The sequence below is a fragment of the Pseudoclavibacter sp. RFBG4 genome, assembly GCF_002931515.1.
Classification (GTDB): domain Bacteria; phylum Actinomycetota; class Actinomycetes; order Actinomycetales; family Microbacteriaceae; genus Pseudoclavibacter.
This window is the reverse complement of record NZ_PSYC01000029.1, coordinates 41,489-65,593: the sequence shown is the minus strand read 5'-3', so window position 1 is coordinate 65,593 and position 24,105 is coordinate 41,489. Positions and strand designations below refer to the sequence as shown.

The window sequence follows — 24,105 nt, the reverse complement described above, 5'->3', positions numbered from 1 at the left end:
ATGATCATCAAAGCCAACGCCGTCGTCGAACGCACAGTTCGCAGCCACTTCACCGACGGCCCTGGCGTCGACGGATTCGACCAGGTCGAGGACCAGGACACGTTTTTGCATCACGTCGCGTGGAGCGCGACCCGCGAGATGCGGGCGCATGCCGTCGAGTACGTTGCGCGCAGAGGTCAGACGGGAGATCTCACGGATGTGAAGCGCGGCGCGGGACGCCGCGCACTGCGCCTCGCAGTTCCCATCTGGCTCGAGTCGCGATACCCGAGGCACGACCCGTCACGAAAAGCGCTCCCTGTGCAGCTTCGGCAGTCGGTGCGCGAAGGTGGCATGCCCACTGAGCAACTGCTGCATCTGCGCCACGAGCTCCGCATCGAGCAATTCACGCACGGCGAGCGGACCCTGCACACTCTGCCACCCGCCAACCCAGCACGGCCGTGCCCCGGGGCCCACTCGATCGGCAGGCGCGAGAAGCAGGCATTCGTGCTCACAGACTTCGACTTTGAGTACCAAGCGGAGCTGCTCAGCGTGCGGTTCCTACGCCAACTCGACACGTATCAGTGCTCGGACCTCGACGGGCTCGTCCGCTTCTCGAGCGGCCGCGACCACCCCGAGGGAACACCCTGGTCGGCCTACGCGCATGTGATGCAGGAGGAACGCGCGCGAGGAGGATTCGCGGCCTACCTTGTCTCTCGGGTGCCGGAAGTCGCACCCGTCACCGCCACCATGAGAGCCCTGTCGCAAGAGTTCCGTGCGTACGCGCACAAGACCAGCATTTCGCGGCTCGCGCTGGTCCAGAACAACGATCTCATCGAGCGGCGAGAAGCATCTCAGCAGGAAACGCTGCGCAACGCGCGGGGGGTACGGGATGCTCCAGTTCGAGCTGAACATGCCAGCGCGTGGCATCGCCATGGGAAACAGGCTGCTACGTCAGGACGAGGCCGAATCGGACCGCCTCCGTGATGTGCTCCGTGCGCCGTTTGCGCGGGCCGCGGAGCTGTACCGAGCGACGCGACCTCTCGACCTCGACAAGCTGGCCCAGGCGTCGAGGGGAATCCGCTTCACGAACGATGTGCGGACCCAGGCAGTCGCGCCGCTCCCTGAGCAGGCGGGACCGTCCATGTAGACGTTGTGCGCGCGCACGTGCCGGTGGCGCGTTCGCAAGTGCTGTCGCACAACCACACGCGGCCCCGGAACCATCATGGTTTCGGGGCCGCGTTGTCGTCGGGTCGCGCCTGCTGGAAGCGTGCTGTGTTGATCCACGTTGGTTGCATACAACATGCTCGCTCGCTGCGTCGATGCTCCGCGTTCAGAGACTACGCTTTGGAATCAGCCGAACGTAGAGCCGCCCCAGAGATACGCTGCAGCCTCGAGTCGTGTCACGTAGGCGCTGTGTGCTGTCGTCATCACGTCCACCCCCAGTGGGATGGCCGCAACGATTCCGAGCGGGATTATTCGTCCGTTTGCAGGGTCGTAGGCAGCAACTGGACCACCGCTATCGCCCTTGATGAACTTCCCAGGCTGTGCCCAGAAGCGCTGAATCTGGCAGTACTGAGTGCCGTCGTAGGTGAGGCAACCACCAGCCATGCCTACGTAGCTGAGCGTGGCCTGGCCACTCTTTGATCCGGAAACGAGCACTTGGTTGCCCAGCTGAATGGAGTTTGCAGGGTAGAGACCGTATGCCGGGAGCGCGCTACTGGTCAGGACACCGCCCATCCATACGTTGCGCGAGTAGCTACTTCCTTTGATCACCATTGCGTCAACCTTGGCTGACTTGAGTGAGCTCGTGGTGGTACCCATATAGCCACCTGCGCCGTCAGCGTGGTCGATTACACCTTGCGAGCAATGAGCCGCGGTGACGGTGCCAGTGGTGTTCACGCGGAACGCATTGGAGCAGGCTTCCGTCCTGTTGCCGCCGTTCCATGGTGCAGAGTCGTTGTAGCGTCCAGCAGCCTCGACACCCTCACCTTCGGTTTCGACTCGGACCAGTTTCCCGAACTGTTCGGCATGACGCGTGACGATTTCAACGTCGCTCTTGCCCACCAGTACTTGCAGCTGGCCGGTGGGAGGATCTGGCAACAGTGCCAGGTTGAGGGGTTTCCCTGCGGAGTTCGTCAGTTTGAAGAACGAATCCTGCGTCTGGCAGACCTGGTTGACACTTAAGGCCGTTTTGTTCTCGACGCGTATCTCGATGCCTTCTTTGTCCAAGATGTCGAGTGCCTCACGAAGCTTGGAGTCGTTCCGAGACAGCGCCTCAAGGGTGCTTTCTGGAGCGATCTTCCAGTCCTGAGTTGCGACGAGGACTCCGGTACGTTGAGTTGGGTCGCTTGGATCTGCGTACAGATCCATGAACTCGTTAGGGTGAGCACGCAGAGCCTGCGCGCGAACGGTGAGGAACGCGGCATCAACCTCTGAATATTCGTCGTACGGCAGCGAACTGTCCTCATAACCGATGCCACCAGCCGGGTAGACAGCCGAGCGGAAGAGGCACTCTCCCTGGGCGTCCAGGCCCTCAACGAGCTTGAGGTTCGTGGAGTCCATCGGTTCGACAGCATCGTAGCTGGTTTTTGAATCCTCCTCCGGCGCTGCCACAGCTGGAAGCGCTGGAAGCCCGATGAGCAACAGGCCCGCCACTCCGGATATCGCCAGCGTTAGGGTGGAAATCCCCATTGGATTTCTTCTATTCATATTGTCCCCTGTCAGGTTCCCTAGCTGTGGCCCTTGCCACCACTTTTCTGAACTTACAGACAGGTTCGCGCAAATGGCAAGCAAAATGTTAGCGAAGATTCAGTCGATCTGACTCAGGAAGACAACCTGATCTGGCGAGCAGATCTCCGGTAGTCCGATCAATTCCTCGCGGGTACTCCCAGAAGCGAACCCGCCGGTACCGTCGACGAGATCACCCTCGGAGAACACCCTCCCGTCGGGAAGCTCGACCCCTGCCTGATCCGACGTGAGATGAGTCTCGTACGGGAAGCGGGCGACGTAGAAATTCGACCCTGCTCCGCTCTCAACCGCCAGGCCCCAGCAGCCAGAGTCATCTCGGGTGAGAGTTCCCTTCGGGTTGGCCAAGGCGCTGAATTCTTCCTCTTCGGGTGAAGCCCAGAGGCCTGCCACAGATTCGGATGATTCGTTACCCGCCCCAGGTGAGCAGGCGCTCGTGAGCACGATCAGAGCGGACCCGAGCAGTGGAACGGCGAATTTGCGCACGATTCGTTTGTACCAGACTTTTTACATGAGGAGAAGTGATCCCTGGATACCTGGACAAAGGGGGAATTTCGCGCACCCTCACTGCCTGAGATGATGCTTTTTGTCGGCTGGGGCCTGGATCGAACGCATCCGCGTCGGACGTGTGGCGCGCCCGACGAGGCTCCGGGCGGGCTCTGATGTCATGACGGGGGTCTGAACGTCCGACATAGGCTCGGTCCTCAACACATGGGCTGTTGCCGTCGTTCGTAGACATCACCATGGCCGTGCCGCAGTACTGGTCGGCAAACGGTGGCGAGCCAGCTGGCCGCAGCGCGGTGCTGCTCACCGGGGCCCTCTGACTCGCTGCGTTGCTGATGTTCGGGTGCGGCCGGGATGCGGCGTCCGGCAGCGTTGCCGCAGCGAACAGGATCGTCGGCACAGCCCGCGCGCCTGCCTTGAGCACGGTTCGCCGGTTCGGAGCGCATGATTTCTGCCAGGACGTGTCTTGTGGAAACGGATCCTGCGTTTGTGCTGAGGGCCGATCAGAGCGATGGGCCAACGGCACTGCGCTCGTGAGGCTCGCGTGTTGCACTTCCGAGCTGATGGGCGTGCACATCGACAGGGCGTCGCTTTCGATCGCGACGCGCGTGACTCACGCGTTCCTCGTGCTCTCGACCCGCGACATCGGGTGCAAGGAGCTGTGTCCGTGTGACACGCTCGGCCTGGATCGCGTCGAGCCTGCGCAAATCCGGCACGGAGACCTTAAACGCTTCGCGTTCGAGCCCGCGTGCTTCATTCATCTGGACCTGGAGCGCTTCGATGTCCGCAACTTGTGCCCCCCCGTCGCGGCGCGGGTCCGAGTTTGCGTCGTTGCGGGCCTGGCGGAGCTGCCGCAGCTCGCCTTCGAGGCGGTCGGAAGTGTCCTTGATGGCCTGCAGCTCGGCGTGCGTGGGCGCGGGGAGGATCTGCGCCTCGGCAGCGTCGAGGTCGAGGACATGCCCCGCGGGTCGCTGCTGCCAATGTGTGGGCGCGAACACGCCTTCGCGTGCCGAGATTCGTAGTTCACGATGCAGCGCCCGGTAGTTGTCGTGCAGGCTGGCTTCGAGGTCTCCGCGGCGCAGCGACTCCACGAGCTGCCGCTCCGCGGCCGCGTCGTCGCTCGCGACGAGGAACGCCTCGTTGACGTGCTTCCCGCGGGTGAGCCCAACGTAGAGGCCGGCGGCGTCGACGCCGGGGCCGACGATGGCGCCGTGCACGGTTTCGCCCTGGATGCCATGAATCGTGGACGCGTAGGCGAGGGCGAGCTTGTCGGCCGCGTTGACCATGGTCGTGAGCCCCTTCTGGTCGACGGACTCGAGGAGCAGCTTCCCGGTCGGCGTCTTTTTCCGGACGGTCCAGACCTGGCGGTTCTCAACGTTCTGTTCGCTGTCGTTCTGCCTGGTCTGCACGACGTCGCCCGCGTAGATGACCGACCCGTCCCTAGTGCTGGCCAGCACCTTGCCAGTCACCTGTCCGCGGACAATGCGCTGTTCTTGGATGAGGTCGTTGAGGGTGACCGTTTCCTCGTTCGTGGCCACGCACAGAGCGGCCCGGTCCTTGTGTCCGGCCAGCTCCAGGTAACGGTCACGCATGGCCGCATGTAGCTCGGTCATGGTGGCCGCTGTCCGGACGTGGCCACCGGTCACGAGCTCGTGCGCCACGGTGTCCGGATCCTCGCCGGACCGCATCCGCAGCGTCAGGTTCGCGTAGGCCGTGTCCGTCTCGCCCTCTTCGGTACGGAAGCGGTGCACGGATTCGAGATCGACGTGAGTGTCGGCGTAGCGCTGGCCGAGCGCCATCGCTCCCGTGTGGCCGACGGGGTTCACCTGGGCGGGATCACCGGTGAGCGCGATTCCGGCGCCCGTCTCGGCAGTCACCAGGAGCAGCGCGTGCATGGTGTGCAGGTCGACCATGCCCGCCTCGTCCACGACGATGCGCGTCTTCCGATCAACCACGGCCTTGTCCTTCGGCCCACGGTAAACATGGCCGTCCTTGGACACCGGGTCTTTCTGGCCGATGGCCAGGCGCTGCCAGACTGGCCGTCCCGTGTCCTTGTCCGGGCTCCATCGGAACCCGTACTGGAAGAGCAGCGCGTGCAGGCTGGTCGCGTCCGCGCCGGTTTCGCGTGCCGCCACGGACGACGCTTTCTTCGTCGGCGCGACGATGAGCACCTTTCGGCCCTGGCCGGACAGTGACGCTCTGGCCACTTTCAACATGGTCGTCTTGCCCGCCCCCGCGGGGCCGATGACCGTGACCTGGCGCGAGGAGCCCGCGATCGCGCAGGCCGCCTTCGTCTGCTGCTCGTCCAGGCCGTACTCCCCGCCAACCTTCGGGTTGCTGGCCAGCTTCTCGATGACGTCCGTGGCCACGTTCTTCCCGCGCTTCGCTTGCGCCTTCATGCCCTCGTCGACGTCGCGCTTCAGGGTGGCCGTCTCGGACAGCATGTACCGGCCAACCCCACCCGGCACGTCTATGGTGTCCGTGGCCAGGTCGATGAGGTGGCGGCCGCGTGCCCGGTCGAGCGCAGCGTCCACGGTGGACGCGAGCACGTCGCGGTCGCCGGTGGCCACCACTCGAGCCACCGCGCGGACCGCGCCCGCGCGCAGCGTGAAGTCCGAGAACCGGCCGCTGGAAGAGGTTGACCGGGAGTCGGCGTCCGCGATGGCCAGCCTGGCCACGCGGTCAATGTCCGACGCGGATACGCGGACAGCCCGGTCGGTGACCGGGGGAGTGACCGGCTTGCGCAGCTTCAGCAGGGCTGGGTCGAGGTCGGTGAGCTCGCGGCGGACGCTCTCCGCCCAGTCCTCCTCGGACAGCATGTCCGGCTTCTCAGGCCGTCCGACCGCCCACGCGCGCCGGTCAATGGCCATCTGGTCATTGACCGTCGGCTCCTGTCCGGGGTGGTCAGCCTGCCACTCCGACAAGAAGCGGGCCTTGGCCGCGAGCGTGGCTACCCATTCCGTGTCCGTGACCGCGGCCAGCTGGCCTTCCGCGTTGACCAACGTCTGGAAGCGCAGCATTGTCCGGGAGCCGAGGTTTGACCAGCGGCCATCCTGGCCGAGGACACGGGCGTTGAGCCACAAGTGGGTGTGGGCGTGGGGGTCGAGGGAGCGTGACCGGGCGTGCTTGAGCTCGACGACCTCGATCTACGCGAGGTCCATGCTGATGCGGCCTTGTGCGTCGCGGCGAGCATTGAGCTCGGTGCGCCACATCTCGATGCTGCGATCGCGGATCCGCTCCTGCAGGGCGTCGAACGCGGCCGCGATCTCCGGGTCCAGCATTGAGGCGAGCGATAGCGTTTTGGGTGCGTTCACGGTCGCATCGAAGAGGAGATCCGCGTCGGGCCCCTGCATTTGGTAGCCGCGATGCACCCCGGTGGTTGGGTCGCTGCCCGCGACCCAGGCTTTCAGCTGCTCCACGCCGAGCTTATCGACGGCGATTCCCGCCTCGGTGGCGGTGAAGCGGGCCACGGTCGATCCGGCGTGCCTTACATCGTTTCTCTCTTCGTGTCCGTCACTCTCCCTTCCTCCGTTTCCCTTGTCCTCTCCACTCATCTCTCCTTCAGCCCGTCTTTCCTCGTTCTCTCTCCTCACCTTCAGTCGTTCGTTGCTCTTACTCCCTGGGTCCTCTCCACGTGACTCTGACGATTCATGTCTCGACGTGAATCGAGGCGGTTCAGGCGTCGTTGACGCGTTCCGGCCGAGTTGACGCATGGGAGGGGAGGGAAGAGCACACGGCTCGCCCTCCGGGAATGCCCAGCGCCGCCCCGGGAACACCGCCGGGCGCGGTAACGCGGCCCGGCGAGGAGAGGTCAGTCATGACACGCACGAACCGCACCGCAGCGAACCAGCTCCGCAAGCTCGACCAGCAGTGGGCAGCCGAAGATCACCAGGCGGTCGTCGCCTGGTTCATGGGAAACCCGGACATGGCCGCACGGGAACTTCCCGAGCTTGAGGAACTCGTGACCGCGGCCACCGAGTCCGGACACCCACCAGCAGCCGCACTCCTGGGCCTGGCCGTGCTCGTCACGGACACCACGATCCGAATCGCGGACGCGGCCACTCTCGACCCGGTAACCGGTCGACTCGATCGTGCCGCCGTCGAGGGGTACCTGGCCGCTCTCGACCTCTGGATCGGACCGCCTTTGGACAAGGCTGACCGCAAGTCGGCCAGACGGACACGGGACATGTTCGGCAACGAAATTGGCCGCGCGCACCACATCGAACGCTGAACGGCCATGCTGGCCGGAGCGCGATTGTCCCCGTGACCGGTCAGCGAGAGCGGCCACCCGGTGTGCGCGGCTGTCCGGACACGTGAAGAGCAGTGGACATGGCCGGTCGCACGCCCCAGGGCTTGTGATCGGCCATCGGCCGGCGCCTGCTGTGCGCTCTTCGCGGTTGGCCGCGTTCCGAGAGGTACTGCCTGATCATGGTGTCATCGGCGATGTCCTTCTACGCGGGCCTTCCGTACAGCCGCGTGAAACCCGCGCTCGCACTGGACGTGCTGACGCCACCGAGCAACGACGGTAGCGTCCTGCGGCCAGTCGCGATCTTCTTCCACGGCGGAGGATGGCACGAAGGCGACCACGGCGCAGGCATGCATCCATGGCTGAACCCGCTGCTCACGGCGCGCGGATGCGTGGCCATCTCGGTGACCTACCGCCTGACTACGCGTGCGCAGTGGCCGGCGCAGTATGAGGACGCCCACGACGCTCCGAAGTGGGTCCTCGAGCACATCGAGCAGTTCGGAGGAGACCCCAGGCGCGTCGGCGTCTGGGTCTTCTCCGCCGGAGCACACATCGCAGCACACTGGCATTTCGCGAGCCCGTATCTGTCAACGCCGCATCCTTGGCTGTGTGTCCCGCGGATCTCAGACGGTCAGTGGTTGATGAAGCCAACGAGGTGACCGGGCTGCTTGGAAACTCACCAAGCAGGGAAGCTCTGGACGACGTCAGCCCGATCACTTGGATCACAACACACGCACCGCCAGTCCTCATCGTGCACGGAACCGACGACCAGATCGTCGAGTTCGCTCAAGGAACCGCGCTCCAAGACGCGCTCAGGGACGCGAACGTGCCCGTCGCCTTCCGAGAGATCGCGAACGCACGCCACGAGTGGGCCGACACACCTCCGAGCATGGACAGCGACTCTGACCTGAATTTCGGAACCATGACCGCGGACTTCTTCGACCGGGTGCTCTAGGGAGTCCCCTCATCGCGGGGGCCTTAGGCGCACGAGCCATCGGTTGGTATGCCCAGCTCCAACCGAGTCACCTGAGGCGGATGACCTCTGTCGGGCCGAGGGTCGTCAGATGGGCGATTACCCGGCCACGCACCGTAGATGAGGTCGCAGCGAGCAGGGAGGTGGCGTGCCTGTTGCTCAAGACCCACGCGACCCGTGCTCCGGACTTCACAACGTTCGATGTCTGGATAGCCGCTTTGCCCTTCGCTACCCACTTTTTCGGATAGATATCCCCGGGGAGTTCGGAGCCCAGATGCGGTTATGTGACGGTCTGGAACACGGTTTGTGCCCAAGATGCCCACAGCGAAGAGAAGGTCTGCTACGTTCGAACCGCGGGGATTTCAAGTTCACTTCGCGCGATGCAATGTGTCAAATAAGTGCTCAGTGCGGACTGGGCTTGCCGGAGGAGAAGCATGTACAAGAAGGTTGCTGCATTCGTGGCAGCTCTCGCTGTAGCGTCTGGCATTGCGGTAGCAGTTGCGCCGGCCTCATCTGCCGCCATTGTCGGTCCCTGCGAGCGCGGCGTCCACTGCTTCTGGGAGCACGCAAACTGGGGCGGTGCCGGCGTGAAGTCCGGCTCGAACGGCGCCTACGGTGAGCTTAAGTACCTCTACCAGCCGGTGAGTGGATGGATCTGGCATGACGAGATCTCATCGGTGCACAACAGCTTCCGAAGCACAAGCGTTGCCTACTTCGAGGACGAGCTCGGCTATGGGCGCAAGTTCATCTACGGGCCTACGGGTGCCCACTACTATCTGCAGCTGGCCAACGTGGGCCTGAGCGGGAGCGAGGTCTGGAACGACCGTATCGATAGCATCTACCCTCAGTAACTGAGATGCTGGGAATGTCTAGGAAGAACATTGCTTTGGGTTTCGTGAGTGCAGCTCTACTCCTTGTGGTCACAACGGGATGCACCAGCAGTCCTGACGAAGTCAGCGTGCCGACCGACATTGACATCTCGAAGTTCAGTGCGGTAAAAGCCGAGCTAAACCCTGCCACTGAACAGATCGTCATGCCGATCGATAAGTACTTTCTCGCCGATGATGAAATTCAGCGCGTGGGGGTGGCGAACGCGATGCTGATTGCCAGCTGTATGGAGGAAGCCGGGTTCAAATTCCACACGCCCGAAAAACAGGAGGCCAGCCAACCTAGCCCGGATCGGGTCTACGGCATCTGGAACCGCGAGGCCGCTGAAGTGTATGGCTACACGATTCCGAAACTAGCCAACTCTGCGTCGGTGGACCTTGAGGCGCTGAACTCTGCGGAGGCAGAGCTATCCAGCGGTTGGGACCCGGCCTTCGAAAGTTGCGCCGCCACGACAGAGCTACTGCCGCTGCTGGGGAAGGACTATATGGACGACTCTGCGCAGGAGATCACGGGGCCGGCTACGAAGATCGCCAGCGACGCCTACGTCCTGGCCTCGGCTACAGACGCTTGGGCAAGTGCGCACGCGGATTGGTCTGCGTGCCTCAGCGAAAGCGGACTGAAGCCTCCAACGGAAGTCACTGACGTCCTCCCCGAGGTCCCCGAGGCGCTTGAAGAGCAGATCCGCGCAGCCGTGACCGATGTGGACTGCAAGGAAGAAACGAACTACATCCACCGGGTTGCGGACCTAGAGGCCCGATATCAGGCGGCGCTGATTGAGGGGCAAACGACCGCGCTCAACGGCGTCAGTGAGCGCGTCGCGGACATTCGTGTTCGCGTGGACGAGATCATCAATCAGTGACTCGAACTCGCAAATCAGTGAATGCGGAGCTACCCTTCGTCCCTCACAGGCGGAGGGTAGCGGCGTTCCTCGTCACGGTCGTGCTCGTCGGTGTTGCGGGCGTTGTCCTCGGAAGCACGCTCGCAAGCCAGACTTCGACGGTCCAATCGGCAGTCGAGTTAAATCCGGTGGTCACTGCCGAGCTCGAGAATCGTGCCATCTCCTCAGACATTGAGATTCAGGCTGCGGTCACGGCTGGGTCCACTGTGGAAGTCAAGCCCGTCGTCCAAGGGGGCGCCGATTCGCTCCCGCTGGTCACCAAGTCGTCCCTCACAGCCGGATCGCTAGTCTCCAACGGTGAGCTCCTGCTTGAAATCATGGGCAGGCCTCTGGTTGTCCTCGGCGGCGGTTCGCCGCTGTATCGTTCCCTGGGCATCGGGGACACGGGCAACGACGTTGAGGCCTTCGAATCGGCGCTTTCCAGAGCTGGATATGGTGGCTTCGACATCGATTCCGAGTTCACCGAAGCGACGCTCGAAGCAGCGTCTGAGCTTTGGGAGGCGCGAGGCTACGACCTCCCCGAGAGGGCTTCCGCGACGTCGCTCGGGCCGAGCTACACTTCGTCGGCGGATAGCGCGGGGGCGACACCTGCCCCACCCGCAACGCAGGCCCCTCCGGCGGTGCCCTCTTCTCAACCGTATGTGAGCATCACCGAGATCGTGCAGATTCCGGCTGATACAGCAACAGTCGCGTCGATTCTTCCTCTCGCTGCTTCCATTGGTTCAGACACGCCCGTGGCGGCGCTGCAGGTGGGGGCAAACACGGTTCGAGGGCGTGCCTCCGTGACCGATGCTGACGCGCTTCCGATCGGAACATCGGTTCTCCTCCGCGCCGCGGGGAAGGAAGCTGCGACTTCGGTGGTGACCGAGGTCAGCGATTTCATTGCCGCCTCGACGGATGCGAACGAGACTGCGCCTCAGGCGTCAGGCCGGGACATTACGGCCAGTGTTCCTGCGGACTGGGCCGAAGGGCTCCCGATCGGTACTGCGGTCACTCTGTCGATAGCTGGAGCAGAGCAGCTCTCGCTGGCGGTTCCGGTAACGGCAGTCCGAGACGCAGGTGCTGCCCCGTACCTCCTCGTGCAGTCCCAGGAAACGGACGCAGGACCCCGTCGGGTGGACGTTGCGCTCGGGCGAAGTTCAGATGGTTGGGTTGAACTCCTCGATTCAGGCGGCCTCAGTACAGGCGACGTCGTCTTGGTCACGCCATGAGCGTTCCCATCATCGAGCTCCGAGCAGTGGGTAGACGATTCGACGACACCGAAGCGCTCTCGTCCGTAGACCTCCAGATCTTCAGTGGAGAGTTCCTAGCAATCGTTGGACCCTCCGGCGCTGGTAAATCCAGCCTGTTGAACGTCCTTGGTCTCCTTGACCGACCCTCATCCGGCGTCTACCTCCTAGACGGTCAAGATGTCGCCGAGATTCCCGAGAGGCAGCGAGATTCGCTCAGGGGAGACACCTTCGGCTTCGTGTTCCAGGACTCGTTCGTGCTCCCGTGTGAGAGCGTGATGCGCAACACTGCTCTCGGGCTCAGGATTCGAGGTGACGACAAAGCGACACAGGCAACGGAATCGGCAGCCTCTCTTGAGAGGCTTGGTATTCGACGCCTGGGCTCCAAGCGAGCGGGTGAACTTTCCGGTGGGGAACGGCAGCGTGTAGCGATCGCCCGAGCAATCGCCACCAGTCCACGCGTTCTTCTGGCTGATGAGCCGACAGGCAACCTTGACTCGGAGAACTCCGCCGCAGTTGTTGCCTACCTTCGTGAGCTCTCCACTGGTGGCACCACCGTCATTGTCATCACCCACTCGCACGAGGTCGCGGCGCAGGCAGACCGCACAGTGGTGATACGTGACGGAACAATCACACAAACGACCGACTCGGATTCGGCCGCTTCGCTGCGCGATCTTGCAACTCCTCCCGCGGTCCGCCCGTTGACCTCCTCCGTGCCTTCTGGCGGAGCTCACAGGCGTCGTCTCCTCGAAACGCTCTCAGACGCTGTCACATCGCTGGCGGTTGCGCCGAGGCGTTCTGGCCTTCTACTGGCGGCCTTCGTTCTCTCTATGGGAGGACTGGTCGCCGCCGTCAACATCGGCGCGACTTCATCAGCTCAGATATCGCAGCGACTTTCAGCCGCCGCGCTCGATGAAGTCGTCGTCCTTCCAGAGGTCTCTGCGATTCAAAGTCCTCATGCCGAACTGGCGCACGCAGCCGAGACCATCAGCTCGCTCGAAGCGACAGTGGGCGTGGGGCAACGCGTTGAACTCTCTGGTGCGGGAGCGTCAACGAACAGGCCGCTCTACGGGGCGCCCGCCTTGCAACTGGACGGCCCCACGATTGCAGTCGATGCCTCATTGCTCAACCTCGGAGGGGCGAGCGTGTGGCCTGCGACGGCTCTCGAGCAGATGGATGCCGAGGATGGGATCGTCACAGCGGTGCTTGGAGCGGATGCGGCGGAAGAGCTCGGAGTGCCCATCGGTCGAGTTGGCGATCAGATCAGTGTGGCGGGGCAAGAAGTGACGGTGGTAGGTCATCTGCGGTCCGCGGGCCGTGACCCGGCGCTGTCTCAAGCCGTGCTTGTTTCAGCAGCAGATCTCGTCGTTCCCCAGGACTCGACACTAAAGCTCGTTGTGCGAACGCTGCCCGGTGCGCCAGCAGTCCTATCCGAGGTCATTCCACTTGCCCTCGACACCGCAAATCCAGATTCCGTGCGCATCGAGACCGTGGCTGATTTGCGCGCGCTCCAACTCGGGGTGGATACCGACTTAGCGCTGAACCTGGCGGTTATCTCTGGCGTGGTCTTGGTCCTGACGTGCCTCACGACCTCGGTGTCGATCCTCTTGAGCGTGTCTGCCCGCACTCATGAGATCGCCCTGCGGAGAGCGCTAGGCGCGAGCCGTGGACAAATACAGTCCCTGTTCGTTCTCGAGGGTGCCACGACCGGGATTATTGGTGGTCTCTGCGGGGTCTCCGTAGGCCTCGCGGCCACGACACTGGTCTGCGCAATGCAGGGATGGACCCCTCAGTTTGTGTTTGCGACGGTCTGGATCGGAATCGCTGGCGGGCTTCTCGTAGGCGTTGTCGCCGCCCTGGTTCCTGCGCGCCGCGCCTCACGCATCGAGCCAGCCGTTGCCCTGCGAGCTCGCTGACCTCCTGACACGACCGAGCCAGGGCAACTACCGCCTCCGGCAACCAGATCGCGGGTCACCGATAGTCGAGCGGAATTCCCTGCTCCGAGCGGCAAGCAGGACGGCGCTATTCCCGTCCAAGGTATCGAAACGGATACGACGTTGACTGCCATCTCTGGTGAAACGTCCACAGTGATCCCACTCGACGCTGCTGAGCCTGTCGTTGTGGGAGCAACCATCGACGGTGCAAGCATCGAAGCGGAGATCGTCCTCCCTGAAAGACTCTCTCTCCAAGACGCGTCGGTTTCGGACAACGGCACCGTCGTGTTCCCTGCTGTCGAAGAAGGCAAAGACGCTGAACTCGGGGCATCGCTCGCAGTCCAGGCTCTCGAAAACGGCAGCACGCGAGTCCAGACGATCATTCCCGACCCAAGCTCGGACCACGAGTACTCCTACGCAATGAATGGCTACCAAGCGGTCGTCGACGAAGAAGGTAACGCATCGTTCATTGGTGGCGGCGAAGAGGCGCTGCTCATTCCAGTTGAGGCAGCCTGGGCAGTGGATGCCGGTGGACTCGCGGTAGACACGCACTACATTGAACGCGACAGTGTGCTCGTGCAGATCATCGAACCTTCGGCTGAGACTGTGTACCCAATTGTTGCTGATCCGACGTGGGGGTGGCGCAATGCTGCATACGGCATGACGCTATCGCGATCTGAAGTCAATGCGGCAACGAGCTATTCGGGTGCCCTTGGTGTTTGTTCAGCGATGGCCAGCGCCTTTAAAATCAAGGGTGTTGCGATCGCCTGCGGTGGGTATGCCGGGTACCTAAGTATCCAGGCTGCGACCGCGAACCGCCAGAACCCTAAAGGTTGCCTGCATGCCGTGGTGGCACCAGCCCCAGGGGCTCTGCTCCACGTTCGTGGCTAGCCCCCTCATGACTTACGTGTTGTAAGCTCGAAAAGTCACAAACGATTGGATGCCGATGAATGATCTTCTTGCTAACGGTGTTGGCTTCTACGGAGCTATCCTGGTGCTCGCAATCGGTATCGGGGTCATGGTGGAATTTGAGGAACGCGTTTCAAGGATCGCGTTCGCCGCCGTAACTCTCGTCGTGGTTCTGTTGTACTTCATGATCGACTACGATGCTCCGTTTGTGATTCCAATATTCCTTGTCGTAGCCAACGGAACTGCATTCGGTAAATCCCTGTACAGCTACCGGGATAGTCCACTCTTGGAAGGGGAGACTCGGTTGCGCAAGATTCTCATTTCGATTGCTCACTCGTCGCGCGTACGGTCAGCAGCGCTAGACCGCAGGAATCTTGCGTCTAGCTGAGCTCGCTCTGATGACCCTCCGGCTGCAACTTTGAGTTGCTGGCCGGAGGGTTTTTCTTTCGTTCTCCTTGGGTGTGTCAGGCCCCGAGGGGAGTGCACCACCTGCTCTCCGACGGTCAGGCTGTTGGGCCGCTGATCTCCCGGGAGCTGGCATGGCCGGCGACGTGGATCGGCGGACTGATCGTTGGCCTCACGAACATGGTCCTCAATCTGGGCAGAGCGGCTCTTGGTTGCCACTGGTTCCGCTCACCGCCGCCCTGCTGGGCCTGGGGGTCTGGAGTCTGCGGATGGGAACGAAGCAGTAGCGACCCACGCGATGCCGACCGCCTTGCGTATCGGCGGCTACGCGAACTGGGTTTCGCGCGGTTGTCAAGGGTTTCGGTGGATATATATAGCTAGCTAAACTAGCTATATGACTTCGGAGACAATCGATCGCACGGCAGCGGTAGCACCGACACCTCCTGCGCCTGAGGACTACTGGGCGTCGTACGAGCGCCGCGTGATGCCGCGTGAGCTCCTGGCGCTTGGTGCCGTAGGCATCACAATGAGCATCGGGATCGCCGTTGCTGTCGCTGCTTTCTTCTGACGCCCAGCAGCAGCTCGACACAAGAGTGCTCGCGCACCACCCACAAACGCGAGGTGGCGCCCGCCCGAGGACGTCAGGGCGCTGCCGTTCTCCGCGATGACACATAGGCCACATCCGGGGTGAGCCCGGACGTCTAGCTATCTCCCTGCCGCGGAAATATATGGTTTGGCCCAGCAAGTCCCGACCATCGGCGCGGGATCTTCACGGCGTCGTGGGCACGGAGGCTTCTCAGAATGAATGCGGAACTCGACATTGCTCTGTCTGGCGACCGTGCGGGCGAGTGGCTGGAAGCTCATGGGGTGCAGCCGATAGCACTCGGCGAGGATTTCCGGCTCTTCGCGGATCTCATCTCCAGTCCCAGCATCAGCGTCACCCGCATCTGGCACACGCCCATGGAAGTCCGGGTTCGCCCGACGCACGAGACCGGCCTTGATCGCGTCTATCTGAGCTTCATGATGCGTGGAACCCTCAGCGTCACCGAAGAAGAAGCAGCAGAGTCGCCGCAGACTGCAACACCTCCGATCTTCATCCACGACACGGCGCTTCCCGCCGGTATCCGCACCGTAGAGGAATCGAGCAGGTTCGTCTTCGGTATCCGACGATCCAAGATCGAGGCTGTTCTGGGGGCGGACATCTCCGACGGCCGCCCACGCATCCCGGACGCGAGCCTGCGACGCGTTGCTCTCGCTGCCGCTGCAGCTTCTTTCGACGGCCAGCCGGAGGAAGAGACACTTCCCTTTCTGGCCTGGCGAAACGCGATCGAGACTCTGGTTATCGCCGCACTTCGGTCGACGATGCACGCTCCGGGCCCGTCGGGGGCGCTCCTGCAGCGTGCACAGCAGCTCATCCTCGACCACGCGAGCGACCCCGATTTCTCGGTCACCGAGCTCGCCGACCGGGTGGGAATCTCCACTTCGCACCTGCACCGCGTCTTTCGCGCCATCGACACGACTCCGGCGACGGCCCTGCGCGAAAGGCGCCTCAGCCTTGCTCGTGACCTCATGCCTGCTCAAGCAACCCCTCAGGATCTGAAGGCGATCGCACTTCAGGTTGGCTTCAGAAACCTGCGCATGCTCCAGTACGCGAGGCGGATGTACGCACACGAGACTGCCGTGGCTGGCCGATAGAAGTGCTCTTGCTCCCTGGCCGCGAAGTCGCAGGGGACTGCCGGGGCGGTTTCGAATCCCGTCGTTTGCATGCGAATTCGTCCGCGCCGTTCGGGTCCGGTCCACTGCTCTCGTCTCCGAGAAGTTGGAGCGACCCTCCGAGGTGAGAGAGCCGTTGCCCCACGCGCCCGGCCGATGAGATGGGGACTCCCCATCTCATCGGCAAGCGGACGGGGAAGCCAGATTTGACCCTTCTCGGGGTTGCTCCGGTGCGGCCGTCGGGGAACGGATCAGGCGTCGACGACGATGGCCGTGACGATCGGCTCGCGGCGATGGCGGCGCAGGAGCCACTGCGAGACCGCCCGCGTGATCAGCTTTTCGAGCCCCTCCGGGGTCAAGCGAGCGCCGTTGGAGCGGGCCTTCGTGATCGCCGCGGAGATAGTGTTCCGGGCGTTGCTCTGCCAGCCGGGCTCTTCCACGAATCCCGAGGCGAAGAACTCGAGCTCTTCGACGAGTTCCTGCGTGCGCTCGTCGTAGATCGCGAGAATCGTGAGCGCGCCTTCTTCCGCAAGTATCCGTCGATCATCGAGTGCGGCGTCGGTCGCGACGCCCATGGTGGTGCCGTCGACGAAGATGTGGGGTGCCGGAATCCGGCCGCTGACGCTCGTCACGCCCCGTCGGAGATCGACGGAAACCCCATCCTCGATGATGTGGACGCGGTCCCGCGGGATCCCGGTCCGAACGGCGATCTCAGCGTTGGCCGTGAGGTGACGCCACTCGCCATGCACAGGCAGGACCGCGGTTGGCGAGAGGATGTTGTAGCAGTAGGCGAGCTCCCCGGCGCTGGCGTGTCCGGACACGTGCACCTTCGCATTGCCTTTGTGCACGACCGTCGCGCCCCACCGGATGAGCGCGTTGATGACACCGTAGATGGCGTTCTCGTTGCCCGGGATCAGCGAGCTCGCGAGCAGAATCGTGTCGCCTTCACCGACTGTGATGATGTGCTCGCGGCGCGCCATGCGCGAGAGTGCCGCCATGGGCTCACCCTGCGAGCCAGTGCACACGAGGACAGCTTGCTGGGCGGGCAGCTTCTCCAGGCGCTTGAGGTCCACGACGATGCCCGCCGGCACCTTGAGGTACCCGAGACGCCCCGCGATCTCCATGTTGCGCACCATGGAACGCCCAACGAACGCGACCTTGCGGCCGTGCCGTTCCGCGGCATCCAGAATCTGCTGAATGCGATGGATGTGGCTCGCGAAACTCGAGACGACGATGCGCTTCGGCGCGTTCCGGAACACCTCGTCGATGGCCGGCGCGAGATCCCGTTCGGATGTCGTGAAACCCGGAACGTCAGCGTTCGTGGAGTCGACGAGGAACAGATCGACCCCCTCGTCGGCGAGGCGCGCGAATCCACCGAGGTCAGTGAGCCGGTTGTCGAGCGGGAACTGGTCCATCTTGAAGTCACCCGTGTGGAGAACAAGGCCAGCTTCCGTGCGCACCGCGACGGCAAGACCATCCGGAATGGAGTGGTTCACGGCGAAGAACTCCAGATCGAATGGGCCCATCTTGACGCGATCGTTGGCCGCCACCTGAGATGTCGGGGGCTTGATGCCGTGCTCGGCCAGCTTCGCAGTGATGAGAGCCAATGTGAGCTGCGATCCCACGATCGGGATATCCGCGCGCTCCTTCAGCAGGTACGGGACACCGCCGATGTGGTCCTCGTGGCCGTGCGTGAGCACGATCGCCACGACATCGCTCAGTCGATCGCGGATCGCGGCGAAGTCCGGGAGGATGACGTCGATGCCCGGCTGGCTCTCCTCGGGGAACAGCACGCCGCAGTCGATGATGAGGAGCTTGCCGCGGTATTCGAAGACCGTCATGTTCCGGCCGATCTCCCCGAGGCCTCCGAGTGGGGTGATCCGCATCGCGTCGCCGGGGAGGCGCTTCGGCGCTGAGAGTTCGAGGTTGTGCTTCGAAGTGTTCTTCATGGGTACTTTCTGTGGAGTCTGAGCGGACGGACCCCAGTTCGGGTCCGCACGCAATGTGGAGGTAGAGCGAAGTCAATTGCTGCCGAGCGCCAGGCGCGATCAACGCCAGGCAGATTCGACCTGGAGGAGAAACGTTGGCGCTCCGGCCGCTTCGTCGCTGGCGAAGATAGCTCTGCGGCAGGCGTGAACGCCGGTCGACCTCCGTGCTCACTGCGAAGAATCTGTGCGGCACAGCTGGGCGACTGAAGCGTTGCTGTTCTCTACAGCCTAAGCGCGACTGCTGAGACGGCGAGTACAGGAGGGGCAGCTGCCAGAAGTCACGGAAGGGGCGCGCCTCGCAGACCGCTGCGACCACCGGACTACGAGCTACGAGCGACGACAGCTTGCCGCCTGGCGCGTGTATGGCGAACTGACTGGTGGTAGTCCAGCTCCTTGAGTAGCGCGGTCGCGGCCGCAGCGCACGCCGTTCGTGCCGTGTGTGCCGCGACCGTCGCCGGAAACCCTTGTTGTGGCCGCACCTTCCCCTGCGAACCCAGCGAAACTCTGTGTCGTTCCGTTATCAAGCAGTCTGGGTGGTGGAGTCGTCGAATGTCGGCCCCAGCCCGGACGACAGCCCGGTGCACCGGCTCTGGCTAGGACTGATCAGAATGAGGTCCCCTAGGAGTTGGAGGGAAGGGTGTCAGCATAGGTACGCGCTGGTTCTCTGACTGGGTTTGGACCGTGCTAATGTGCTCTTGATAGTGGATCCAAGAATAACTTCAAGGGGGGCAATTGTCATTGAAAGTGAAGATTTCCTCGGCGACGGTGGCGCTCGGGCTTCTGGTTGCAGCGGCGCTCGCCGGAGCGGCGCCGGCGAACGCGGCTGACAATCGCAACCAGTGCGAGCAGGGCAAGCCCTGCTTCTTCATCACTGCCGATTTTGCGTCGGCGCCGTGGGCCATTAGCCCCTGGCCTACACAGCCGGACATCAGCCTCGATGCGCACCCACTCAACAACCAGGTCTCGAGCATCAACATGCGAACCGGTCGGTCTATGACCATCTGGGATTCGTGGAATGGGACGGGGCCATCGGCCACCGTCGCCGGATGGAACGCGCTCGGGAATCTCGCCTACGTGGGGTGGAACGACCGCATCTCGTCCTTGAAGACCATATGAGAACGCTCACCGCAATCTGCGTGGCACCTCTCCTCGTGCTCACGCTGGCCTCCTGTGCCGGCCCGTCTCCCGCTGCGCTGCCAACCGAGTCGACCCTGCCATCGGTGAGCCTTGTGGGCTACGAAGATGTGTCGGTCCTCGTAGATGAGAGCACCGGGCAGTTCGTCTTCCCGATTGACGCCTACCTGATGGACACGGACGCGTTGAGATCTGTTGACTACGCCAACGACATTCTCGTCCAACAGTGCGTCACCGCCGCAGGCGGATCGTACGTGGCCACTGAACCGGAGCAGCCAGGCGCTCAACCTGCCGACCGACGATACGGACTCTGGGATGTTGCCGAAGCCGCGCAGTACGGCTACGCGCTGAACGTCGGTGAAGTCTCCCTCGCTGACCCGAACGAGTCGGCGGGGCAGGACCCGACCGAGGCCGATGCCCGCATCCTCGATGGGTGCGTGGCTGAGATCGACTTCCTCCCCTCAGTCGGACGTGGTTCCCTCGCATCCCGAGACCAGGATCCCGAGTTCTACCTCGCGGCCAACCTCATGAACACCGCGTACGCGCTGGCCACAGCCGATGAACGGTGGACGGCGATCGATCAGGAGTGGGAGCAGTGTCTGATCGACGCGGGGCTCGAGACCGTGCACGACCAGGAGAGTGTTCCGGTCAGCCCCGTCGTACCTGATGACCCCGAATTGTCGTTGCGGACGGCCGTGGCCGAGGCCGAGTGCAGCGTCTCGGTCAATCGCGTCCAGGTATTGGGCGATGTGGAGTCGCAATACCAGGCTGCTCTGATCGACCAGCAGCAGGCGGCCCTCGACGAGTCACTCGCTGAGCAGAAGGCGGTTGTCGACGAGGCCGCTTCGATCATCACGGGAAAGTAGCGTGAGGCGGACGCGCGCTCTGGGCCGTTTGTGTCTCTGAATTGGACGTCGATGATCCTATGAGTTCGAACATCAGACAGGCCGCTCGGAGCAGCGAGAACGAAGGTCCTGAGCAGGAGGGGCGCGTCACGCTTCCCAGGGTCGCCCGTTCCCGTGTTGCCATCGTGTTCGCGCTGGCTGTCGCTCTTGTGGGAGCGGGCGGGTTCGTGGCTGGCTCGCTCATCCCGCGCTCTCAAGCCTCGCAGGCGTTCGACGACGCGACACCGGCAACCGTCATCGCACCGGTTGAGACACGCGTGGTCACCGAACGTGTTTCTGTGCAGGCGCAGGTCTCGCCAGGTGCGAAGACCGAGGTCGTCATCTCAGACACCACCACTGCCAATGAAATCCCGTACGTGACGCAAGCCGGACCCAGCGCAGGAGAAGAGATCGCAAGTGGGGCCTTGCTCGTCGCGGTAGCGGGGCGCCCGCAGATCGCTCTGCAGGTGATCTCCCCGTTGTACCGCGACCTGACCGTGGGCGACGAAGGCAGCGATGTGTTCGCCTTCGAAAGCGCGCTTGCACAGACCATCGGCGGCGACTTCGACGTCGACACAACCTTCACTGCCAACACCATGGACGCGGCAGACTCCCTCTGGGATCGCCTGGGGTACGAACTCCCCACAGCTGCTCAGAGTCAGCAGCCACTGGATGCGACCGCGGCTGCAACGCCGCTCCCGACCGCCTCTGCTGCGCCTGTGGGGCCCGTAACAGCGCCCTACGTCGACGTCCACGAAATCGTTCAATTGTCTGGCCCGACTGCGAACGTGGTCGCCAACGCGAAGCTTGGCGATCTGGCAAAGGCGGATGCGCCGGTCGCGACGATCGTCGGCCCCAATGCTCACATCGGCGGGCGAGTGACTGTGGTCAACGAGAGCTTGCTCACCGTCGGTGCGGAAGTGATGCTCACGGCCCCGGGTGTCGCGGATGAGATCGGCACTGTCCAGATGCTCGGGGACTTCGAACTCCCCACCGAAGGCGACGAGGACGAGACAGCAGCGACCACAGCCGGGCGAGACTTCGACGTGACGCTGCCTGAGTCCTGGAAATCCCTGCCCGCCGGCACCCCTGTGCAAGTCTCACCGACCAGCGAGGGGACGCCCGTGTTAGCGGTTCCGCTCGTCGCTATCCGTGGGGCAGCGACAGACCCGCACGTCATCGTCGAAGAATCCCAGTCTTTCCCGCCGGGAGCAACGGTGGCCGTGAAGGTCTTGGATACCGGTGATGGCTGGGTGCAGATCAACGAGGACGCAGGTTTGGTCGGCGGCGACCGCCTTCGGCTGGCGCCGTGAGTCAGCCGATCCTCGAGGTGAGCGGTGTCTCGAAGTCGTACGAGCATGGCAAGCAGACGGTCCTTGCGGACATCAGTCTGACCGTCCACGCCGGCGAATTCGTGGCTGTCCTCGGTCAATCCGGTGCGGGAAAGACGACCCTTCTCAACTTGCTCGGGCTGCTCGACGAACCCGATAGCGGCAGCCTGCGAATTGACGGTCTCGAGACGATGGGAATACCCGAGCGACAGCGCGACGCGCTGCGGGCCGAGAAGCTCGGGTTCGTCTTTCAGGACTCGTTCGTGCTGCCGAGTGAGACCGTTGCGCGCAACGTTGCCCTGCCCTTGCGGATGAACAGGATCGTCCACACCGATCAGGTAGCGACGGTCGTCGAGTCACTCAGGCACTTCGGGCTCCTGGAGAAGGCGGATCAGGTGGCTGGAAGCCTGAGCGGGGGCGAACGGCAGCGTGTCGCCTTCGCGCGCGCAATTGCGAGTGCCCCGGTGGTGCTCCTGGCAGACGAGCCCACGGGCAACCTTGACTCGGCGAACACGCACCGCGTCATGCAGCTCCTGAAGGACCTGAACGAGCAAGGCACGACTATTGTCCTCATCACGCACTCGGAGGAGGTCGCCGCGGCCGCGGGGCGCCGAATTCGGATCATCGACGGCGAACTCCACGAGGACTCGGCAGCGTCGCACGAAGAGGCTCCCGTCTCTGCACCGAGCGCCGCGGAATCTGTCGTCGAGGAGACCCTTCCCGCCGCCACCGCGCCACAACGCCGAAGGCCCGCAGGTCGTTGGCATCTTGCAGAGGCACTCACCGCTCTGCTCCTGAGCCCGGTGCGATCCGCCACCATCCTCGCAGCATTTCTCATCGCAGTCGGCGGACTCGTGGTTGCCGTGAACCTGACGAGCTCGGCGGCAGACCAGGTCTCATCAACACTCTCGGCGGCTGCGCTCGACGAAGTCATCGTCAGGCTCGACGGTCCGGAAGCTGCATCGGAGGCAGCCGCGCAGATCTCCCAGATCGAAGGCGTCATCGGAGCAAGCTCGATCACTCAGACGGCCAGCAACGATGTCGACGTCACCCGACCCGTAGGCGGCACCGTCATTCCTCTGGCAGCCGACATTCGGTCAGTCGACGGTGCGTATCTGGGCATCAACGGCATCTCTGTGTGGCCTGCCCAGGCTGCAGAGCTCCTCACCGCACGACAGGGCACGCCAACCGTGATTCTCGGCCGTGAAATCGCGACCGAATGGGGTATCCCGGATGGGCGCGTCGGCGACATGGTGACCATCGCCGACCAGCGTGCCGTCATCGTGGGGTTCATCACCGGCGCCGACCGAGACCCGACACTGGCACGTGCGGTCCTGGTCTCGCAGGGGGAATTCACTTCGCCGATCGGAAGTACCTACTCGGTTCTGGTCCGGACTGAGCCCGGGCTGCCAGCGAGAATCGCCGAAGCCATCCCGCTTACCGTGGCTCCAGGCAACCCGGAGTCCGTCCGCGTGCAAACAGTCGCAGATCTGCGGGATCTCGCTCAAGGGGTGAACAGTGACCTTGCCTCCAACGTCCTGGTCATCTCTGCGGTGCTCCTCGTCCTGGTCTGTCTGACGTGCTCGATCTCGATGTTCCTCACAGTCCTGGCTCGCACCCGAGAGATCGCACTTCGCAGAGCCGTCGGCGCTACGCGCCGAGATATCCGAATCCTGTTCCTCGCTGAGGGCTTCCTTCTCGGACTTTCAGGCGGCTTAGCCGGTGCCTCGCTCGGGATCGCGGCGACGACGGTGGCCTGTCTGCTGCTCCGGTGGGCTCCCACCTTCGATCCGTTGGGCGCACTCGTCGCGGTTCTCGTTGGAACGACTGCAGGTGCGCTCTCTTCCGTCATCCCGGCCCGTCGAGCCGCCCTGATCGAGCCCGCGAGGGCGCTCAGAACCGTGTGAACGTTGGGGCGACTCCCTACTTTTCGACGTCGCTGCGGGAGCTCAGGGCGAGCCGTTCGACCAGGGTCTCAGGGAGGGGCTTGCTCGCCGGGAACGTAATGCCGGTCTTGCTGGCCTTCAGCCCGAGTGCCGCGATGTCGTCGGCGTGGGCGGTGAGAGCGCCGGGGGAGAGGTAGAGACCGCATTGCCTCGTAAAGGCGGCGTAGCTGGCGATGATGGAACCCTCTATCCGAAACCCTGGCATGTCGTATTCGATGACCTCCTGCGCATCCGGCAGAGCCTTCGCCAACTGTGCGCGCAGTGTGGTGAGCAACGTACGGAACTGCTCCGGCGCCGCGGCAATGTACTCGTCGTGGTTCGAGACCGTCATCTCACAAGTCTTCGACAATCCGTTGCCGTCTCGCAACCACGAAGCACCGGTGGATATCCCGCGTGGTG

21 protein-coding genes and 1 pseudogene are annotated in these 24,105 nt (G+C 63.4%); 16 read left to right on the top strand and 6 right to left on the bottom strand.

The annotated features are described in order from the left end of the window. On the top strand, positions 1-963 hold the full coding sequence (locus C5E10_RS11650; protein WP_104331786.1) for a hypothetical protein: 963 nt from the start codon (positions 1-3) through the stop codon (positions 961-963). A 366-nt stretch (positions 964-1,329) separates the two neighbouring features. On the opposite strand, the gene C5E10_RS11645 is transcribed toward C5E10_RS11650, so the two are convergent. From C5E10_RS11645 to C5E10_RS19565, 4 genes and pseudogenes are all read right to left on the bottom strand, one after another. Beyond that, the gene (locus tag C5E10_RS11645; RefSeq protein WP_104331785.1) at positions 1,330-2,670 is read right to left on the bottom strand and encodes a hypothetical protein; all 1,341 of its coding nucleotides are present in this window, start codon (positions 2,668-2,670) and stop codon (positions 1,330-1,332) included. Positions 2,671-2,787: 117 nt separating this feature from the next. After that, complete coding sequence (locus C5E10_RS11640) at positions 2,788-3,210, bottom strand: hypothetical protein (protein ID WP_146080253.1); 423 nt, start codon at positions 3,208-3,210, stop codon at positions 2,788-2,790. A 521-nt stretch (positions 3,211-3,731) separates the two neighbouring features. Beyond that, complete coding sequence (locus tag C5E10_RS11635; protein ID WP_374953510.1) at positions 3,732-5,627, bottom strand: ATP-dependent RecD-like DNA helicase; 1,896 nt, start codon at positions 5,625-5,627, stop codon at positions 3,732-3,734. 603 nt (positions 5,628-6,230) lie between these two features. Beyond that, positions 6,231-6,782 (bottom strand): annotated as a pseudogene (locus tag C5E10_RS19565) (relaxase domain-containing protein); the annotation flags it as partial. Positions 6,783-7,045: 263 nt separating this feature from the next. On the opposite strand from C5E10_RS19565, the gene C5E10_RS11625 reads away from it, so the two are divergent. From C5E10_RS11625 to C5E10_RS11585, 11 genes are all read left to right on the top strand, one after another. Continuing rightward, positions 7,046-7,459: a hypothetical protein gene (locus tag C5E10_RS11625; RefSeq protein ID WP_104331781.1), complete on the top strand. Its 414-nt coding sequence runs from the start codon at positions 7,046-7,048 to the stop codon at positions 7,457-7,459. Positions 7,460-7,671: 212 nt separating this feature from the next. Next, positions 7,672-8,133: an alpha/beta hydrolase gene (locus C5E10_RS11620; protein WP_181062743.1), complete on the top strand. Its 462-nt coding sequence runs from the start codon at positions 7,672-7,674 to the stop codon at positions 8,131-8,133. Next, a complete protein-coding gene (locus C5E10_RS11615) occupies positions 8,082-8,429 on the top strand; it encodes a prolyl oligopeptidase family serine peptidase (RefSeq protein ID WP_308471716.1) in 348 nt (115 codons plus the stop codon). The genes C5E10_RS11620 and C5E10_RS11615 overlap by 52 nt, the downstream gene beginning before the upstream one ends. A 452-nt stretch (positions 8,430-8,881) precedes the next feature. Then, positions 8,882-9,298 (top strand): peptidase inhibitor family I36 protein, encoded by a 417-nt coding sequence (locus C5E10_RS11610; RefSeq protein ID WP_104331778.1) that lies wholly within the window; start codon positions 8,882-8,884, stop codon positions 9,296-9,298. A 14-nt stretch (positions 9,299-9,312) separates the two neighbouring features. Beyond that, positions 9,313-10,194, top strand: coding sequence for a hypothetical protein (locus tag C5E10_RS11605; protein WP_146080251.1), 882 nt, complete (start codon positions 9,313-9,315; stop codon positions 10,192-10,194). Next, positions 10,191-11,444, top strand: a complete 1,254-nt coding sequence (locus tag C5E10_RS11600) for a hypothetical protein (RefSeq protein WP_146080250.1) — start codon at positions 10,191-10,193, stop codon at positions 11,442-11,444. The genes C5E10_RS11605 and C5E10_RS11600 overlap by 4 nt, the downstream gene beginning before the upstream one ends. Beyond that, complete coding sequence (locus C5E10_RS11595; RefSeq protein ID WP_104331775.1) at positions 11,441-13,378, top strand: ATP-binding cassette domain-containing protein; 1,938 nt, start codon at positions 11,441-11,443, stop codon at positions 13,376-13,378. The genes C5E10_RS11600 and C5E10_RS11595 overlap by 4 nt, the downstream gene beginning before the upstream one ends. 204 nt (positions 13,379-13,582) lie before the next feature. Beyond that, entirely contained in the window at positions 13,583-14,287 is a 705-nt protein-coding gene (locus C5E10_RS18880) for a hypothetical protein (protein WP_146080249.1), read from the top strand. 55 nt (positions 14,288-14,342) lie between these two features. Next, entirely contained in the window at positions 14,343-14,693 is a 351-nt protein-coding gene (locus tag C5E10_RS11590; protein ID WP_146080248.1) for a hypothetical protein, read from the top strand. Positions 14,694-15,104: 411 nt separating this feature from the next. Further along, positions 15,105-15,278 (top strand): hypothetical protein, encoded by a 174-nt coding sequence (locus tag C5E10_RS19175; protein WP_181062741.1) that lies wholly within the window; start codon positions 15,105-15,107, stop codon positions 15,276-15,278. A 299-nt stretch (positions 15,279-15,577) separates the two neighbouring features. Then, a complete protein-coding gene (locus C5E10_RS11585; protein ID WP_181062740.1) occupies positions 15,578-16,405 on the top strand; it encodes an AraC family transcriptional regulator in 828 nt (275 codons plus the stop codon). Positions 16,406-16,674: 269 nt separating this feature from the next. Here C5E10_RS11585 and C5E10_RS11580 read toward each other — a convergent pair whose 3' ends face one another. Then, on the bottom strand, positions 16,675-18,372 hold the full coding sequence (locus tag C5E10_RS11580) for a ribonuclease J (protein WP_104331772.1): 1,698 nt from the start codon (positions 18,370-18,372) through the stop codon (positions 16,675-16,677). Positions 18,373-19,143: 771 nt separating this feature from the next. Between C5E10_RS11580 and C5E10_RS11575 the strand changes: the two genes are divergently transcribed. The 4 genes from C5E10_RS11575 to C5E10_RS11560 are packed head-to-tail and all read left to right on the top strand — an operon-like array spanning position 19,144 to position 23,667. Continuing rightward, on the top strand, positions 19,144-19,527 hold the full coding sequence (locus tag C5E10_RS11575) for a peptidase inhibitor family I36 protein (RefSeq protein WP_146080247.1): 384 nt from the start codon (positions 19,144-19,146) through the stop codon (positions 19,525-19,527). Between the two features lie 20 nt (positions 19,528-19,547). Further along, a complete protein-coding gene (locus tag C5E10_RS11570; RefSeq protein ID WP_181062739.1) occupies positions 19,548-20,411 on the top strand; it encodes a hypothetical protein in 864 nt (287 codons plus the stop codon). Positions 20,412-20,470: 59 nt separating this feature from the next. Further along, a complete protein-coding gene (locus tag C5E10_RS11565) occupies positions 20,471-21,742 on the top strand; it encodes a hypothetical protein (protein ID WP_104331769.1) in 1,272 nt (423 codons plus the stop codon). Continuing rightward, the gene (locus C5E10_RS11560; RefSeq protein WP_104331768.1) at positions 21,739-23,667 is read left to right on the top strand and encodes an ATP-binding cassette domain-containing protein; all 1,929 of its coding nucleotides are present in this window, start codon (positions 21,739-21,741) and stop codon (positions 23,665-23,667) included. The genes C5E10_RS11565 and C5E10_RS11560 overlap by 4 nt, the downstream gene beginning before the upstream one ends. A gap of 16 nt (positions 23,668-23,683) precedes the next feature. On the opposite strand, the gene C5E10_RS11555 is transcribed toward C5E10_RS11560, so the two are convergent. After that, positions 23,684-24,037: an iron chaperone gene (locus tag C5E10_RS11555; RefSeq protein ID WP_104331767.1), complete on the bottom strand. Its 354-nt coding sequence runs from the start codon at positions 24,035-24,037 to the stop codon at positions 23,684-23,686. Positions 24,038-24,105 lie beyond the last annotated feature (68 nt).